Origin of the sequence: Actinokineospora fastidiosa, assembly GCF_014648415.1 — a bacterium.
GTDB lineage: Bacteria > Actinomycetota > Actinomycetes > Mycobacteriales > Pseudonocardiaceae > Actinokineospora > Actinokineospora fastidiosa.
This window is the reverse complement of the sequence record NZ_BMRB01000001.1, coordinates 831,509-846,899: the sequence shown is the minus strand read 5'-3', so window position 1 is coordinate 846,899 and position 15,391 is coordinate 831,509. Positions and strand designations below refer to the sequence as shown.

14 protein-coding genes are annotated in these 15,391 nt (G+C 73.3%); 8 read left to right on the top strand and 6 right to left on the bottom strand.

The genetic code is table 11. The features are described from left to right. The first annotated feature begins 47 nt into the window (after window positions 1-47). The 3 genes from IEY98_RS03955 to pseI are packed head-to-tail and all read left to right on the top strand — an operon-like array spanning window position 48 to window position 2,188. A complete protein-coding gene (locus IEY98_RS03955) occupies window positions 48-707 on the top strand; it encodes a glycosyltransferase family 29 protein (protein ID WP_189208877.1) in 660 nt (219 codons plus the stop codon). Window positions 708-719: 12 nt separating this feature from the next. Next, the gene (locus IEY98_RS03950; RefSeq protein WP_189208876.1) at window positions 720-1,148 is read left to right on the top strand and encodes a hypothetical protein; all 429 of its coding nucleotides are present in this window, start codon (window positions 720-722) and stop codon (window positions 1,146-1,148) included. Continuing rightward, entirely contained in the window at window positions 1,145-2,188 is a 1,044-nt protein-coding gene (gene pseI, locus IEY98_RS03945; RefSeq protein WP_229786548.1) for a pseudaminic acid synthase, read from the top strand. Before IEY98_RS03950 ends, pseI begins: the two co-directional genes overlap by 4 nt. On the opposite strand, the gene IEY98_RS03940 is transcribed toward pseI, so the two are convergent. Both IEY98_RS03940 and pseB read right to left on the bottom strand, forming a co-directional pair. Next, window positions 2,185-3,303, bottom strand: a complete 1,119-nt coding sequence (locus IEY98_RS03940; RefSeq protein ID WP_189208875.1) for a DegT/DnrJ/EryC1/StrS family aminotransferase — start codon at window positions 3,301-3,303, stop codon at window positions 2,185-2,187. The genes pseI and IEY98_RS03940 overlap by 4 nt on opposite strands. Further along, a complete protein-coding gene (gene pseB, locus IEY98_RS03935) occupies window positions 3,296-4,273 on the bottom strand; it encodes a UDP-N-acetylglucosamine 4,6-dehydratase (inverting) (RefSeq protein ID WP_189208874.1) in 978 nt (325 codons plus the stop codon). The genes IEY98_RS03940 and pseB overlap by 8 nt, the downstream gene beginning before the upstream one ends. A 40-nt stretch (window positions 4,274-4,313) precedes the next feature. On the opposite strand from pseB, the gene IEY98_RS03930 reads away from it, so the two are divergent. Then, entirely contained in the window at window positions 4,314-5,021 is a 708-nt protein-coding gene (locus IEY98_RS03930) for a cytidylyltransferase domain-containing protein (protein WP_229786547.1), read from the top strand. Continuing rightward, window positions 5,018-6,787, top strand: coding sequence for a GNAT family N-acetyltransferase (locus IEY98_RS03925; RefSeq protein ID WP_268244559.1), 1,770 nt, complete (start codon window positions 5,018-5,020; stop codon window positions 6,785-6,787). Before IEY98_RS03930 ends, IEY98_RS03925 begins: the two co-directional genes overlap by 4 nt. Here IEY98_RS03925 and IEY98_RS03920 read toward each other — a convergent pair. Then, entirely contained in the window at window positions 6,775-7,314 is a 540-nt protein-coding gene (locus IEY98_RS03920) for a bacterial proteasome activator family protein (protein WP_189208872.1), read from the bottom strand. The genes IEY98_RS03925 and IEY98_RS03920 overlap by 13 nt on opposite strands. 68 nt (window positions 7,315-7,382) lie before the next feature. On the opposite strand from IEY98_RS03920, the gene IEY98_RS03915 reads away from it, so the two are divergent. Continuing rightward, window positions 7,383-8,576 (top strand): cysteine desulfurase-like protein, encoded by a 1,194-nt coding sequence (locus IEY98_RS03915; RefSeq protein WP_189208871.1) that lies wholly within the window; start codon window positions 7,383-7,385, stop codon window positions 8,574-8,576. Here the strand turns inward: IEY98_RS03915 and IEY98_RS03910 are convergent. After that, window positions 8,559-9,521, bottom strand: coding sequence for an NAD(P)H-quinone oxidoreductase (locus IEY98_RS03910; RefSeq protein WP_189208870.1), 963 nt, complete (start codon window positions 9,519-9,521; stop codon window positions 8,559-8,561). The two genes, IEY98_RS03915 and IEY98_RS03910, sit on opposite strands and share 18 nt — an antisense overlap. A gap of 145 nt (window positions 9,522-9,666) precedes the next feature. Here IEY98_RS03910 and IEY98_RS03905 point away from each other — a divergent pair, with 145 nt between their 5' ends. Then, a complete protein-coding gene (locus tag IEY98_RS03905; RefSeq protein ID WP_189208869.1) occupies window positions 9,667-11,238 on the top strand; it encodes a M28 family metallopeptidase in 1,572 nt (523 codons plus the stop codon). 208 nt (window positions 11,239-11,446) lie between these two features. Beyond that, complete coding sequence (locus IEY98_RS03900) at window positions 11,447-13,054, top strand: M28 family metallopeptidase (protein WP_229786546.1); 1,608 nt, start codon at window positions 11,447-11,449, stop codon at window positions 13,052-13,054. A gap of 46 nt (window positions 13,055-13,100) precedes the next feature. Here the strand turns inward: IEY98_RS03900 and ypfJ are convergent, their stop codons facing one another. Together ypfJ and IEY98_RS03890 are read right to left on the bottom strand one after the other, a co-directional pair. Continuing rightward, entirely contained in the window at window positions 13,101-14,006 is a 906-nt protein-coding gene (gene ypfJ, locus IEY98_RS03895; RefSeq protein WP_189208868.1) for a KPN_02809 family neutral zinc metallopeptidase, read from the bottom strand. 441 nt (window positions 14,007-14,447) lie between these two features. Next, the gene (locus tag IEY98_RS03890; RefSeq protein ID WP_189208867.1) at window positions 14,448-15,353 is read right to left on the bottom strand and encodes an EamA family transporter; all 906 of its coding nucleotides are present in this window, start codon (window positions 15,351-15,353) and stop codon (window positions 14,448-14,450) included. Window positions 15,354-15,391: the final 38 nt, after the last annotated feature.

The following is a 15,391-nucleotide window of genomic DNA, read 5'->3' as shown; positions in this document are numbered from 1 at the left end:
CCGTGTCACCCGTTCGTGATCTGACGGGGGGTAGTAACTTCCGCCGTGTGGTCCCCGTCACCGCCGAGTCCAGCCTGCTCAGGAACCTCATCGACGTCTACGCCGAGCACCCCGGCCCGCGCTCGGTCGCCGTGGTCGGCAACATGCCGATGCCCCCCGACGACGACCGCGCCAAGGCCATCGACGCCTGCGACCTGGTCGTCCGGGTCAACGGCTTCGTGCTGGACGACCCGGGCGACGCGCCGACCGTCGGCAGCGAGTGCCACGTGGTGGTGTTCAACCGCGCGGTGCGGGCGACCAAGTGGCTGTTCCGGGACTACCGCCGCAGGCTCTACCTCATGGTGGAGCCGGGCAGGCTGCACTGGGAGCCCGACGCCCTGCCCGACTGGTGGCCGCCGGACCTCGGCCTGGTCCCGGTCGCCAACCGGGAGGTGACGCTGCCGCTGTCGGACGCGGTGGGCATCCCCACCCGCACGGAGGCGGCGTGGGCGACCACCGGCACCATGGCCGCCTGGATCGCCAGGACCTGCTACCCCGACGCCGACCTGCTGCTCACCGGCTTCTCGTTCATCGACGACCCGCACCAGACCGCGTGGGAGCACGCGGCGGGGGACTCCTGCGTCGTCGGGCCGGAACACCGGATCGCCGCCGAGGGCAGGCTGCTCGACTCGTGGACCAAGACCAGCCGGACCCGGCTGCTGCGCTGAGGGATGAGACCCATGCGGGAAACCGTCGCCGCCGTCCGCGGCCGCCTCGCCGAGCGTGTCGCCCGGCTGATCGACTTCCGGATCGACCTCGCCGTCGGCCACCGGCTCGCCGAGCACGAGCGGCGCTTCGCCGAGGAGCGCGCCCACCACGACCGCCGCATCGACGAGCACGAGCGCAGGCTGGCCGAGGTCGAGCGCGTGCACGGCTGGACGGCCAACGAGCTGGAGCGGGTCATCCCGCAGGTCGCGGCCCTGGAGGCCCGGCTGGCCGAACTCGACGACCTGATCGCGGCGGGCCCGGCGTGGCGCGACACCGAGGCCGCGCCCGCCCGCTCGCTCATCGATGAGATCCGCCGCGAGCACGCCCGGATCCGGGTGCGGCTGACCGGCGTGGCCCAGTACGAGGAACGGCTCGGCAGGCTGGAGGAGCGGCTCGCGTGAGCGTGCGCATCGGCGGCCACCGGGTCGGGCCCGGCCACCGGCCGTTCGTCGTGGCCGAGATGTCGGGCAACCACAACGGCTCGCTGGAGCGCGCGCTGGCGATCGTCGACGCCGTGGCCGACTCCGGGGCCCAGGCGCTCAAGCTGCAGACCTACACCGCCGACACGATCACCATCGACGTCGACCGGCCGGAGTTCCGCGTCTCCGACGGGCACGCGCTCTGGGGCGGGGAGACGCTGTACTCGCTCTACCGCCGCGCGCACACCCCGTGGGAGTGGCACGGGCCGCTGTTCGCGCGGGCGCGGTCGCGCGGGCTGACGGTGTTCTCCAGCCCGTTCGACCCCACCGCCGTGGAACTGCTGGAGTCGCTGGACGCCCCGGCGTACAAGATCGCCTCGTCCGAGCTGGTGGACCTGCCGCTGATCGAGCTGTGCGCGCGCACGGGCAAGCCGCTGATCATCTCCACCGGCATGGGGACGCTCGCCGAGGTGTCCGCGGCCGTGGAGACGGCCAGGGCGGCGGGCAACGACCAGATCGTCGTCCTGGGATGCACGGCGGCCTACCCCGCCGACCCGAGCGAGACCGACCTGCGCGGGCTGCCGCTGCTGGCCGCGACCGGCGCGCTGGTGGGGCTGTCCGACCACACGCCCGGGATCGGCGTGCCGCTGGCGGCCGTGGCGCTGGGCGCGTGCCTGATCGAGAAGCACGTGACGCTCTCCCGCGCCGACGGCGGCGTGGACAGCGCGTTCTCGCTGGAGCCCGCCGAGCTGGCCGCGCTGGTCGTGGAGAGCGAGCGGGCGTGGTCGGCGCTGGGGGAGGGCCGCGTGGGGCCGCGGCCGAGCGAGCGGGAGGGGCTGCGGTTCCGCCGGTCGCTGTACGTCGTGGCCGACGTGCGGGCCGGGGAGGCGGTGTCCCGCGACAACGTGCGGTCCATCCGCCCGGCCGGGGGCCTGCCGCCCGCCGCGCTGGAGACCGTGCTCGGCCGCGCGTTCCGCGCCGACGTCGCCCGGGGCACGCCGCTGAGCTGGGACCTGGTCTAGGCGAAGAAGGCGCGGACGGCCGCGATGACGCGGTCGACGTCGGCGTCGACGAGGTCGGGGAACAGCGGCAGGGACAGCTGCTCGGCGTAGAACCGCTCGGCGACCGGGCACAGGCCGCGCCGGTAGCCCAGGTCGGCGAAGACGGGGTGCCAGTACGCGGGGATGTAGTTCACCTGCACCCCGATGCCCGCGGCCCGCAGGTGGTCGTACAGGGCCCTGCGGCGGCCCTCCAGGACGCGCACGGCGTACAGGTGCCACACGGGGTCGGCCTCCGGCCGCCGGGTCGGCAGGCGCAGCCCGGGCAGGTCGGCCAATCCGTCGCGGTAGCGCTCGGCGACGGCGGCGCGGCGGGCCTTGAAGGCGGGCAGGCGGCGGAGCTGGCTGCTGCCGAGCGCGCAGAGCACGTCCGGCAGGCGGTAGTTGAGGCCGAACTCGTGCACTTCCTGGTGCCAGCCGCCCTCGTCGGGGAAGCGCTGCTCGGCGCGGTCGCGGACCAGGCCGTGGTTGCGGAAGCGGCGGGCCCGCGCCAGCAGGGCGGGATCGGCCGACACCACCGCGCCACCCTCGCCGGTGGTGAGGTTCTTGGTGGGGAAGAAGGAGAACGTGGTCAGGTCGGCCAGCGAGCCGACCGGGCGGCCCCGCCACGTCCCGCCGACGGAGTGCGCGGCGTCGGCCAGCAGCAGGGCGTCGCCCTGGACGCGGCGCAGGGCGTCGTAGTCGGCGGGGTGGCCCGCGTAGTCCACGGCGGCGACGACCCGCGTGCGGGCGGTGGTGGCCACCGCGGCCGGGTCCAGGGTCAGCGTCTCGTCCTCGACGTCGGCGAACACCACTCGCGCGCCGCGCAGAGCGGCGCAGGCGGCGGTGGCCACGAACGTCATCGGCGAGCACACCACCTCGTCGCCCTGGCCGACGCCCGCCGCCGCGTAGGCGACGTGCAGCGCGGCCGTGCCGGAGGTGACGGCGACGGCGGGCGCGCCGGTCCACGCGGCCAGGTCGGCCTCGAACCGCTCGACGGCGGGGCCGGTGGTGAGCCAGTCGCCGCGCAGCACGGCGGTGACGGCGGCGACGTCGGACTCGTCGACGGACTGGCGGCCGTAGGGGAGCACCTCAGCCATGCGCGTCGACCAGCGTGCGCAGCGAGTCCTCGTCCAGCCAGAGGTCGTTGGTGTCGGAGCGGTAGGCGAACCCGTCGGGCACCGGCACGCCCGCGGCGGGCGGCTCGTAGCCCCAGCCCGCGATGTGCGGCATGACGATGTAGCGGTCGCCGTGCAGCAGGGTCCTGCGGGACTCGTCGGGCGCGATCATCTCCTCGTGCAGCTTCTCGCCCGGCCGCACGCCGATCTCGCGCGTCGGGCAGTGCGGGGCGATCGCGCGGGCGAGGTCGACCAGGCGCATGCTCGGGATGCGCGGCACGTACAGCTCGCCGCCGCGCATCAGCGCGAAGGTGTCCACGACGAACCGGACGGCCTGCGGCAGCGTGATCCAGAAGCGGGTCATCCGCTTGTCGGTGATCGGCAGCGTCTCCCCGCGCTCGGCCAGGCCTCGGAAGTACGGGATGACGCTGCCCCGCGAGCCCATCACGTTGCCGTAGCGCACGACCGCGAACCGGGTGGGGTGCCCGGCGGCGTAGTGGTTGGCGCTGATGAACATCCGGTCCGCGCACAGCTTGGTGGCGCCGTAGAGGTTGATCGGGCTCGACGCCTTGTCCGTCGACAGCGCCACGACCCGCTTCACGCCGCAGTCGATGGCGGCCTCGATGACGTTCTGGGAGCCGTGCACGTTGGTGCGCACGAACTCGAAGGCGTTGTACTCGCCGGTGTCGACCTGCTTGAGGGCGGCGGCGTGGACGACGTAGTCGACGCCGCGCATGGCCCGTTCGAGTCTGCGTCTGTCGCGGATGTCGCCGATGAACCAGCGCAGCCGGGGATCGTCGCCGAACTGCCTGCGCGCCTCGTACTGCTTGAGCTCGTCACGGCTGAGCACGATCACCTTCGCCGGGTCCAGCTCGGCGAGGGCGTGGGCGATGAACGCGCGGCCGAACGAGCCGGTGCCGCCCGTCAGCAGGATGCTGGCGCCGTCGAGCATGTTCACCCTCCGCGTCGGTTTGACTACCGGGTGCGCCATCATGGCATCCGTGCGCGTGAACGCGGTCATCCAGGCCCGCATGTCCTCCACCCGGTTGCCCGGCAAGGTCCTGCGCGACCTCGGCGGCCGCCCGGTGCTGGACTGGGTCGTCCGCGCGGCCCACCGCGCCGCCGTCGACCGCGTCATCGTCGCGACCTCGGACGACCCCTCGGACGACCCGATCGCCCTCGCCGCCGACGCCGAGGTGGTCCGCGGCCCGCTCGACGACGTCCTCGCCCGCTTCCTCATGGCCGCCGACCGGTTCCCGTGCGACGCCGTGCTGCGCCTGACCGCCGACTGCCCGCTGCTCGACCCCGGCGTGCTCGACCAGGTGGTGGGGCTCTGGCGGGCCGACCCGTCGGTGGACTACGTCAGCAACACCCTGGTCCGCACGATGCCCCGCGGCTACGACGCCGAGGTCGTCCGCACGGATGTCCTCTTCGCCCAGGCCGCCGTGCCCGACGGACCCCACCGCGAACACGTGACCAGCGGCGTCTACACCGATCCGCGGTACCGGTGCGCGGGCGTGGTCGCCAGCCCCGACGCGTCCGACCTGCGCGTCACCCTCGACACCCCGGAGGACGCGGCGGTCATCGAGACGGTGGTCGCGGCCCTGGGCGAGCCCCGCATGCGGGACGTGGTGGCGTACCTGCGGGCCCACCCGTCGGTCGCGGCCAGGAACGCGCACGTCGAGCAGGCAAGCCCGTGAGACTCCTCCTCCGCGCCGACGCGAACCCCACCATCGGCGCGGGCCACCTGGCCAGGTGCGTGGCGATCGCGGAGGAGGCGGTGGCCCGAGGCTGGACGGTGACCCTGACCGGCACCCTCACCGGCGTCGACTGGCTCACCACCCACCTGACCACCCTGGGTGTGGAGATCCGCCCGGACTGGACCGACGCCGACATCGTCCTGATCGACCACTACGGCGCCATCACCCCGCCGGAAGCCCGCCTGGTCTCCCTCGAAGACGGCCCCCACGGCCGCCGCAAGGCCGACGTGGCCGTCGACTGCAACCTCGCCCCCACCCCCCGCCCGGCCGACGGCACCCCCTTGATCCTCCGCGGCCCCACCTACGCCCCCATCCGCACCGCCGTCCGCACCCGACGCTCCCACCCCACCCCGTCCCCCCACCCCCGCGTCGTGGTCTCAATGGGCGGCGGCACAACGTCTCAGGCCGTATCGGCAGCCGTGGCAGCACTCCACGCCACCAACCTCCCCCTACACATCACCGCCGTCTCCACCACACCCCTGAACCCCACCGCCACCAGATTCCCCCGCTTCCCCGCACCCACCACCGTGGAGCCTGGCGACCCACCCGACCGCCTTGCCTCCGCCGAGGCTGGCGGCCTGCCCGCTGATCGCCTTGCCTCCGCCGAGGCCAGCAACCTGCCCGCTGATCGCCTCGCCCCCGCCGAGGCTGGCGGCCCGCCCGCCGACCGCCTCGCCCCCGCCGAGGCCGGCGGCCTGCCCGCTGACCGCCTCGCCTCCGCCGAGACCGGCGGCCTGCCCGCTGACCGCCTTGCCCCCGCCGAGACCGGCGGCCTGCCCGCTGGCCGCCTTGCCCCCATCGAGACCGGCGGACTGCCCGTTGACCACCTCGCCTCCGCCGAGGCCGGCGGCCTGCTCGCTGGCCGCCTTGCCTCCATCGAGACCGGCAACCTGCCCGCAGGGCACCGCCCTGCCCCCGCCGCCGAGGCCAGCGCCCCGCCCTCCGCGCGCTCGGCCCCCGTCGAGATCGAGGTCGTCCGCCCCCACCCCGACCTGCCCGCCCTGCTCGCCTCCGCCGACCTCGTCATCAGCGCCGCGGGCGTCACCCTGCTCGAGCTGTGCTGCCTAGGCGTCCCCACCGCGGTGGCCGTCATCGCCGACAACCAGGTCCCCAACTACACCGCCGCCGTCGCCCAGGGCCTCGCCGCGGGGCTCGGCGACCTCACCGACCCAGCCGCCGTCGACACCCTCCACCACCTGCTCATCACCCCCACCGCCCGCCACGACCTCGCGCGGGCCGCCAGCCGAGCGGTCGACGGGCACGGCGCCCGCCGCATCCTCGACGCCGCCGCTCAGCTCACCGTTCGCCGGGCCACCCCAGCCGACGCCGACCGGCTTCTCGCCTGGCGCAACGACCCCGGCACCCGGCGCTGGTCCGTCAACCCCGACCCGGTCTCGCCCGAGACCCACCGCCGCTGGCTCGCCCAGGACCGGCGCCTGCTCATCGCCGAGGAGGCGGGCGTCCCCGTCGGCGTGGTCCGGTTCGACCCCGTCCCGGACGGTGTCGAGGTCAGCATCACGATCGCGCCGGAAGCGCGCGGTCGCGGCCTCGCGCGCCCGATCCTCCAAGCCGCCCAGGACACGATCCCCGGCACCCGGCTGCTGGCCCGCGTGCACGCCGACAACACGGCGTCCCGGCGGCTGTTCGCCAGCGCGGGCTACCGCCTGGTGACCGAGGACCGGCCCTTCCTCACCTACAGGTACTGACCCGTCCCGCGCAGGTTCGGACCCTCCGGCGTCGCGCCCTGACCGGCGGGCAGGCCGCGGCGCATCTGCTCCAGCTGGACGCGGGCCGCCATCTGCTGGGCGAACAGCGCCGTCTGGATGCCGTGGAACAGCCCCTCGAGCCAGCCGACCAGCTGCGCCTGGGCGATCCGCAGCTCCGCGTCCGACGGCGTGCCGCCCTCGGTGAACGGCAGCGACAGCCGCTCCAGCTCCTCCACCAGCTCCGGCGCCAGCCCGTCCTCGAGCTCCTTGATGGAGCGCGTGTGAATCTCGCGGAGGCGGTTGCGGCTGGCCTCGTCCAGCGGCGCGGCGCGCACTTCCTCCAGCAGCTGCTTGATCATGGTGCCGATCCGCATGACCTTGGCGGGCTGCTCGACCATGTCGCCGACCGACTCGCCGGAGCCGTCCTCGTTGATGCGGGCGGCGCCGAGCGGGGAGCCGTCCGGGCCCACGACCATCACGTGGTGGGCCTGCTCGTTGGTCTCGTCGCGCTGTCCGGGCTCGCTCATGGGTGCGAGGGTAGCCGCCCCGCGGACCCGGGAAACGACCGATGGCGGACCTGCGTACGGTGTGGCGCATGGCCTTCGACGTCGCTCGAATTCGCGGGCTGTTCCCCGCGCTGGGTGACGGCTGGGTGCACCTGGACTCGCCCGCCGGAATGCAAGTGCCCGAACAGGTAGCGACCGCGGTGTCGACCGCGCTGCGCGCCCCGGTGTCCGGCCCGGGCGGGCTGTTCCCGGCCTCGCAGCGCGCCGAGGCCATCGAGGACGCCGCCCGCCGCGCCGTGGCCGACCTGGTCAACGGCGACGCCAACGGGGTCGTGCTCGGCCCCAACCCGGCCGTGCTGCTCGACCGGCTGGCCGAGGCGCTGGGCGAGCGCTGGCTGATCGGCGACGAGGTCGCCCTCTCCCGGCTGGACCACCAGGCCAACACCGTCCCGTGGCTGCGCGTGGCCCAGCGGGCGGGCGCGACCGTGCGCTGGGCCGAGATCGACATCGAGACCTGCGAGCTGCCCGCCTGGCAGTACGAGAACCTCATCTCGCACCGCACCAGGGTCGTCGCCGTGACCGCGGCGTCCGGGGCGGTCGGCACCCGGCCCGACCTGCCCAGGATCATCGCCCAGGCCAAGGAGCAGGGCGCCTTCGTCGTCGTCGACGCCTCGTCGGCCGCCCCCTTCGTCCCGATGGACATCGCCGCGCTCGGCGCCGACGTGATCGCGGTGTCGGCGAGCGCGTGGGGCGGGCCTGCGGTGGCCGCGCTCGTCTTCGCCGACCCGGCCGCCATCGACCGGCTGCCCGCCAGCTCGCTCGACCCGCGCGCCACCGGCCCGCGCAGGCTCGAACTCGGCGGCCACGCCTACCCGATGCTGGCGGGCCTGGTCGCCTCCGTCGACTACCTCGCCGAGCTCGACGACGCCGCCACCGGCACCCGCCGCGAGCGCATCGCCACCTCGATCAGCTCGGCCAAGAGCTACCAGGCGGGCCTGCTGTCGCGGCTGATCGGCGACCTGCGCCAGCTGCGGCACGTCATGGTCATCGGCGACGCCATGCGCCGCATCCCCGCGCTGGCCTTCACCGTGGCCGACCGCAAGGCCGCCGAGGTGGTCGAGGACCTCGCCGAGCACGGGATCTGCGCCTTCGCCGACGACACCCCGACCGGCGTGTTCGCCACCCTCGGCGTCGGCGAGGTCGGCGGCGCGATCCGGGTGGGGCTGGCCCACTACACGACCGCGGTCGAGGTGGACCAGCTCGTCTCAGCCCTCAGCCGCTAGCACCAGCTTCCCGAACACGCCGCCCGCCTCCAGCATCCGGTGGGCGTCGGCGGCCCGGGGCAGGGGCAGCACCTCGTGGACCACCGGCCGCACCGCGCCCGACGCGATCAGCGGCCAGACGTGCTCCGCCACCGCCGCGCAGATGGCGCCCTTCTCCGCGATCGGCCGGTAGCGCAGGCTCGTCGCGGTCACCATGGCGTTCTTCGCCAGCACGGCGCCGATGTCAAACTCGGCCTTGGTGCCGCCCTGCATCCCGATCACGACCAGGCGCCCGCCCCGCTTCAGCGCGGCGATATTGCGGGAGAGGTATTTCGCGCCCATGTTGTCGAGGATGACATCGGCGGCGACTTCGTCCTCGAAAGCGGTGGACCGGTAATCCAGCGTTATGTCCGCCCCCAATTCGGCGCACCGGGTGAGCCGTTCGGCAGAACCGGCGGTCACCGCGACCGTCGCGCCGAGCGCTTTCCCGACCTGGATGGCGTGCGTGCCGATCCCGCCAGCGCCGCCGTGCACCAGCAGCGTCTCGCCGACGCCCAGCCGGGCGGTCTGGACCACGTTGGACCACACCGTGCACGCGACCTCCGGCAGCGCAGCCGCGCTCACCAAGTCCACACCGGACGGCACCGGCATGAGCTGCGCGGCGGGGACCGCGACCAGTTCGGCGTAGCCGCCGCCCGCGAGCAGCGCGCACACCTCGTCGCCGATGGACCAGCCGGTGACGTCGGGGGCCGCTTCGACCACCGTTCCCGAGCATTCCAACCCGACAATCTCCGACGACCCCGGCGGGGGCGGGTAGAAACCCTTGCGCTGCAAGAGGTCGGCGCGGTTCACCGCCGTCGCCGCGACGCGCACCAGCACCTCGCCGGGGCCGGGTGTCGGATCCGGTGCCGCCGTCCAGACCAGCGCTTCCGGTCCGCCGGGGGCGGAAATCGTGATCGCCTGCATGCCGACAACGGTAATCGCACCCCGGTCGGGTCACAGTCGCAGATGAACTCTTGACCACGAGCGGATCACAGGTAAGAGTCACGCACGCCGGAAATGTCGGGGATCTTGGCCGGCACGTTCCACCCCCACGAAGGGAAGATCACCTATGTCCACCCGGACACCGGTCAAGGCGGGCGCGCTTCTGCTCGCGGCCTGCGCCGGCCTCGCGTTCACCTCGGTGCCCGCGAGCGCGCAGACGCAGTTGCCCGACGGCCCCGCGCTCGCCAGGAACCTGGTCAAGAAGGTCACCGTCAGCGGCATCAACCGCCACCTCATCGCCTTCCAGCGCCTCGCCGACCGCAACGGCGGCTCGCGCGCGGCGGGCACCCCCGGCTACGACGCCAGCGTCGACTACATCGCCGACAAGCTGCGCGACGCGGGCTACGACGTCACCACCCCGGAGTTCACCTACCCGGTGCAGGTCCTCGACGCGGCCTTCGCCCAGGTGGGCGACACCCGCGTCGAGGCGATCCCGATGGAGGAGTCGCCGCAAACCCCCGAGGGCGGCGTGACCGGCCCGCTGGTCGCCGTCCCGCAGGACGCCACCCCCGGCTGCGAGGCCTCGGACTTCGCGGGCCTGCCGATGGCAGGCGCGGTCGCGCTGATCCGCCGCGGCGCCTGCACCTTCGAGTCCAAGGCGAAGAACGCTTACGCCGCGGGTGCGGTCGCGGTGCTGGTCGCCAACAACGTCGACGGCCCGCTGAGCGGCGTCACCGTCGTCGACGGCGTGGTCCCGACCGGCGGCGTGAGCAAGGCCGACGGCGACACCCTGTTCGGCCTCGGCGGCACCTCCGCCACGGTCGACATGCGCTTCCACATCGAGGAGCGCCCGTCGCGCAACGTCGTCGCCCAGACCAGGACCGGACGCACGGACAACGTGGTCATGGCGGGCGCGCACCTCGACAGCGTCGAGGTCGGCCCCGGCATCAACGACAACGGCACCGGCAGCGCCGCGCTGCTGGAGACCGCGATCCGCCTCGGCGGCTCGCCCAAGGTCAACAACGCGGTCCGCTTCGCCTGGTGGGGCGCGGAGGAGCTGGGCCTGATCGGCTCGACCAAGTACGTGCAGTCGCTGACCTTCGAGCAGCAGCTGGACATCGCGCTGTACCTGAACTTCGACATGATCGGCTCGCCGAACGCGGCGTACTTCGTCTACGACGGCGACGACTCCGACGCCGTCGGCGCGGGCGAGGGCCCGTACGGCTCGGCGCAGATCGAGGCGGCGTTCGTCGACTTCCTCGGCGCCACCGGCGTCGAGACCGAGGGCACCGACTTCTCCGGCCGCTCGGACTACGGCGAGTTCATCGCCCAGGGCATCCCGGCCGGTGGCCTGTTCACCGGGGCCGAGGGCGTCAAGACCGAGGCGCAGGCCGCCCGCTGGGGCGGCGAGGCGGGCGTGGCCTACGACCCGTGCTACCACCAGGCGTGCGACAACCTGGGCAACGTCGACCGCGTGGCGCTGGACCGCAACGCCGACGCCATGGCGTGGGTGACCGCGTCCTACGGCATCAGCACCGAGGACATCAACGGCGTCCCGCCGCGCATGGCCACCGCGGGCAAGACCACCACCATGGCCGCGGTGTCCGACCGCGACGCCCGGGCCGCCTACCGGCTCTCGGTGATCGACAGCCAGGCGCACGAGCACCACGGCGCGCACTCGCACGCCGCGACCTCCTGAATCACCCAACCGGAAGAACTCCGTGCCGCCACCTGGCGGCACGGAGTTCTTTTTGTCTGAGGTGACAGGTGACGGAATATCGGCATGTGACGTTGGTAAGGGACACCCCTTGACCGGTAGCCGGGAGCACGTGAGGGTGGCTCTCGCCGGAGCACGGACCGCGTCGGGGCGGTCACCGGCTGGCACTCATCCGAGTAAGGGGACCTGCATGCCCAAACCTCACACGCTCCGCGTCAGCGCCGCCGTCATGGTGGCGGCGGGCGCGCTCGCGTTCTCCACGATCCCGTCGGTGGCCGCGCCGACCGCGTCCGCGCTGCCGGACGGCCCCGCGCTGGCCAGGAACCTCGTCACGAAGGTGACCGGGGCCGCCGTGAACCGGCACCTCATCGCCTTCCAGCGCCTCGCCGACCGCAACGGCGGCACCCGCGCCTCCGGCACGCCGGGCTACGACGCCTCGGTGGGCTACCTCCAGGAGAAGCTGACCGAGGCCGGGTTCGAGGTGACCAGGGAGGCCTTCCCGTTCACCTTCACCCAGACCCTGGCGCAGACGCTCAAGGCCGGTGACCGGACCATCCCGATCACCATCATGACCTACAGCCTGTCGACCCCGGTCGGCGGCGTGACCGCCCCGCTGGCCGTCGCCGCCGTCGACGACACCCCCGGCTGCGAGGCGAGCGACTACACCGACGCCGCTGGCAAGATCGCGCTGGTCCAGCGCGGCGCCTGCACCTTCGCCCAGAAGAACCAGGCCGCCTTCGACGCGGGCGCCGTGGCCGCGATCGTCTACAACAACGCCGACGGCCCGGTGAACGGCACCCTCGGTTCGGCCGAGGCCGCCAAGCTGCCCGTCGGCGGCATCACCAGGGCTGACGGCGAGGCGCTGGCCGCCGCGGGCGGCACCGTCACCTTGGAACTGCGCGCGCTGCGCGAGGAGCGCACGACCTACAACCTGCTCGCCGAGACCACGACCGGCCGCAAGGACAACGTCGTGATGGCGGGCGCCCACCTCGACAGCGTCGTCGCCGGTCCCGGCATCAACGACAACGGCACCGGCAGCGCCGCGCTGCTGGAGACCGCCCTGCGCCTGGGCGGCTCCCCTCGGGTCAACAACGCCGTGCGCTTCGCGTGGTGGGGCGCTGAGGAGCTGGGCCTGGTCGGGTCCACGCGCTACGTGCGGTCGCTGAGCTTCGAGGAACAGTTGGACATCGCGCTGTACCTCAACTTCGACATGATCGGCTCGCCGAACGCCGCGCACTTCGTCTACGACGGCGACAACTCCGACGCCGTCGGCGCGGGTCCCGGCCCGTACGGCTCGGCGCAGATCGAGGCGGCGTTCGTCGACTTCCTGGAAGCCACCGGCACGCCCACCGAGGGCTCGGACTTCACCGGCCGCTCGGACTACGGCGAGTTCATCGCCCAGGGCATCCCGGCGGGCGGGCTGTTCACCGGAGCCGAGGGGATCAAGACCGAGGCGCAGGCGGCGAAGTGGGGCGGCGAGGCCGGTGTCGCCTACGACCCGTGCTACCACCTGAAGTGCGACAACCTCGGCAACATCGACCGGGTCGCGCTGGACCGCAACGCCGACGCCATGGCGTGGGTCGTCGCCTCCTACGGCATCAGCACCGAGGACATCAACGGCGTCCCGCCGAGGGCCACGGCCAAGCAGGTCGCCGCGGCCAAGGCCGAGCGCGCCGACGCCCGGCTGGCGCAGAAGTCGGTGATGCGCACCCAGATGGCCCAGGACGACGCGCGGATGACGGCGGCGAGCGGCAACGCCGGTCCCGGCTGCATCCACGTCGACCAGGCCATCGCCTGACCGAGTGGACCGAACGCCCCCGCCACCGAGGGCGGGGGCGTTCGCGCTATCCGAGGTCCCGGGCGCCGAAGGTGTCGCACTGGGTCGGCTGGCCGCCGTTGACCCCTGCCAGGAACCACTTCTCGCGCTGGGCCGACGTCCCGTGGCTGAACTGCGACTCGTCGACCTGGCCGCCGCCGAGGTTCTCCTGGATGAAGTCGTCGCCGATGCGCTCGGCCACGTCCACCGCCCGGTTGATGTCGTCCTGCGTGATGTTGGTGATCAGCGGCTTGCCGCTCGCGCTGGGCGTCGTGGTCGCGTGGTTGGCCCAGACGCCCGCGTAGCAGTCGGCCTGCAGCTCCAGCCGGACGCTGCCCGAGGTCGGGCCGGTGCCCCTGCCGACCCGGTCCGACGTGCCGAGCAGGTTCTGCACGTGGTGGCCGTACTCGTGGGCGAGCACGTAGGCCTCGGCGAACGTGCCGCCCTGGGCGCCGAAGCGGGTCTTGAGCTCGTCGAAGAACGTCAGGTCGACGTAGACGCCCTGGTCGGCGGGGCAGTAGAACGGGCCGACGTCGGCGGTCGCGCTCCCGCAGCCGGTGTTCACCGCGCCGCGGAAGAAGGTGGTGTCCGCCTCCCGGTAGGTGCTCCCGGCGCGGGCGAACTCGTCGGCCCAGTAGGCCTGGATCGAGTTGATGATCGCGACGCGCGCGCAGTCGGGCTTGGTGTTGGCGTCGCGGCCGGTCCGGCACTCCGAGGCCAGGTCGCTGCTGCTGACCGGCTGGCCAGGGGCCGCGTCCCCGGTGCTCAGCGGCACGCCCGCGGGCAGGCCGCCGAGCTGGTTGAGCACGAAGTAGATGAGGAACCCGACGATGCCGAGTCCACCGCCGCCCAGCGCGACCCGGCCGCCGATCCCACCGCCCCGCGCGTCCTGGACCTGCGAGGTGTCCAGCGCGACATCGTCATCGAACTGCACGGTTGTCTCCCGTCGGCTCTCGTGGGTCCGAGCCTAGGACACATGCCTGGGCGCGGCCCGCCGTCGGGGGCCGCGCCCAGGTTTCCCACGGTGACGTAGCGGCGGTGTTCCGGTCCGGCGCGGAGCCTGGCCGGAGGGCGCAGAGGCCGCATCCGAATGTCAGGCTCAACGGCGTCGGGAGACCGGGCCTCGCGCAGCCACACACGGGGCGTCGGTCTGACGACCGGTCCGGTCACTGCTCACAATCACGGTCGGACCGATGCGGTTCGTTCCGCCCGCGGGGTCGCAGCAGCCGAATGCCGCTACTGATGGTGTGTCTCTCGTTCCGGCACGGCACCACCTGACCTCTCTCGGCCGGTCGCGGCGGCGGGCGCACTGCTGGGCTGGTGCGTCCGTGTCCACTCGGGCCAGCCATCACCCATCTTGCGCCTGTGTGCCTGATCACACAACCCTTTCCGGCGTCCTGAACCGGTGAACCTCGCCGCTACTGTCCGAATCGGACGATCTTGCGTTCGGCCGGGACGGTCGCTGGCCGACGACGACCGCGCCGAGCACCAGCGCGGCCCCGGCGAGCTGCCATCCGGTGAGCGTCTGGTCGAGCACCGCCCAGCCCAGTACCGTCGCGGTGAGCGGGCTGGCCAGGCCGAGCAGCGACACCTGGCCCGCGGAAAGCCTGCGGAGACCGGAGAAGAACAGCACGTACGCCAGGGCCGTGCTGATCAGCGTGAGCCACACGAACCCGCCGACGGCCACCCAGTCGAGCGACGGCGGCGCACCCTCGGTGGCGATGGCCAGCGGCACAAGGAGAATCGACCCGCCGAGCAGTTGCCATCCGGTGGCGGTGAGCGCGGTCATGCCGGGCGGCGCGCCCCACTTGCGGGTCAGGACGAGTCCGGCGCCGAGCGAGACCGCGGTTCCCAGCCCGGCCAGCACCCCGATCGGGTCGAGCGCCTGGCTGCCCCGCAGGACCAGCAGGCTCACGCCCGCGATGCCTGCGACGGCGACGGCCGCCTTGCGCAGCGTCACCGGCTCCTTCAGCCACAGCGCGGCGAGTCCGAGCACCACGACCACCTGCGCCGCGCCCAGCGTCGCCGCCACCCCGCCGGGCAGCCGCGTGGCGGAGACGAACAGCAGCGCGAAGAACACGCCGATGTTCAGCCCACCGAGCGCGAAGAGGCGGCCCAGCCACGGCCCGCTCGGCATGCCGGGTCTGATCGCGAGCAGGAGCAGGCCTGCGGGCAGGGCCCGCAGCACGGCGATCCACATGGGCGACGGCGGCAGGAACTCGGTCGTCACCAGGTACGTGGACCCCCAGAGCACCGGCGCGATTGCCGTCCGCAGCACCATGGTGTATCCCCTCGACGTCAAGTATCTCGATTTGAAGA

Coding starts and splice junctions, on each gene's coding strand:
- IEY98_RS03950 (WP_189208876.1), top strand. CDS start 720: ATGCGGGAAACCGTCGCCGCCGTCCGCGGCCGCCTCGCCGAGCGTGTC.
- IEY98_RS03940 (WP_189208875.1), bottom strand. CDS start 3,303: ATGGCTGAGGTGCTCCCCTACGGCCGCCAGTCCGTCGACGAGTCCGAC.
- pseB (WP_189208874.1), bottom strand. CDS start 4,273: ATGCTCGACGGCGCCAGCATCCTGCTGACGGGCGGCACCGGCTCGTTC.
- IEY98_RS03930 (WP_229786547.1), top strand. CDS start 4,314: ATGGCATCCGTGCGCGTGAACGCGGTCATCCAGGCCCGCATGTCCTCC.
- IEY98_RS03920 (WP_189208872.1), bottom strand. CDS start 7,314: ATGAGCGAGCCCGGACAGCGCGACGAGACCAACGAGCAGGCCCACCAC.
- IEY98_RS03915 (WP_189208871.1), top strand. CDS start 7,383: ATGGCCTTCGACGTCGCTCGAATTCGCGGGCTGTTCCCCGCGCTGGGT.
- IEY98_RS03910 (WP_189208870.1), bottom strand. CDS start 9,521: ATGCAGGCGATCACGATTTCCGCCCCCGGCGGACCGGAAGCGCTGGTC.
- IEY98_RS03905 (WP_189208869.1), top strand. CDS start 9,667: ATGTCCACCCGGACACCGGTCAAGGCGGGCGCGCTTCTGCTCGCGGCC.
- IEY98_RS03900 (WP_229786546.1), top strand. CDS start 11,447: ATGCCCAAACCTCACACGCTCCGCGTCAGCGCCGCCGTCATGGTGGCG.
- IEY98_RS03890 (WP_189208867.1), bottom strand. CDS start 15,353: ATGGTGCTGCGGACGGCAATCGCGCCGGTGCTCTGGGGGTCCACGTAC.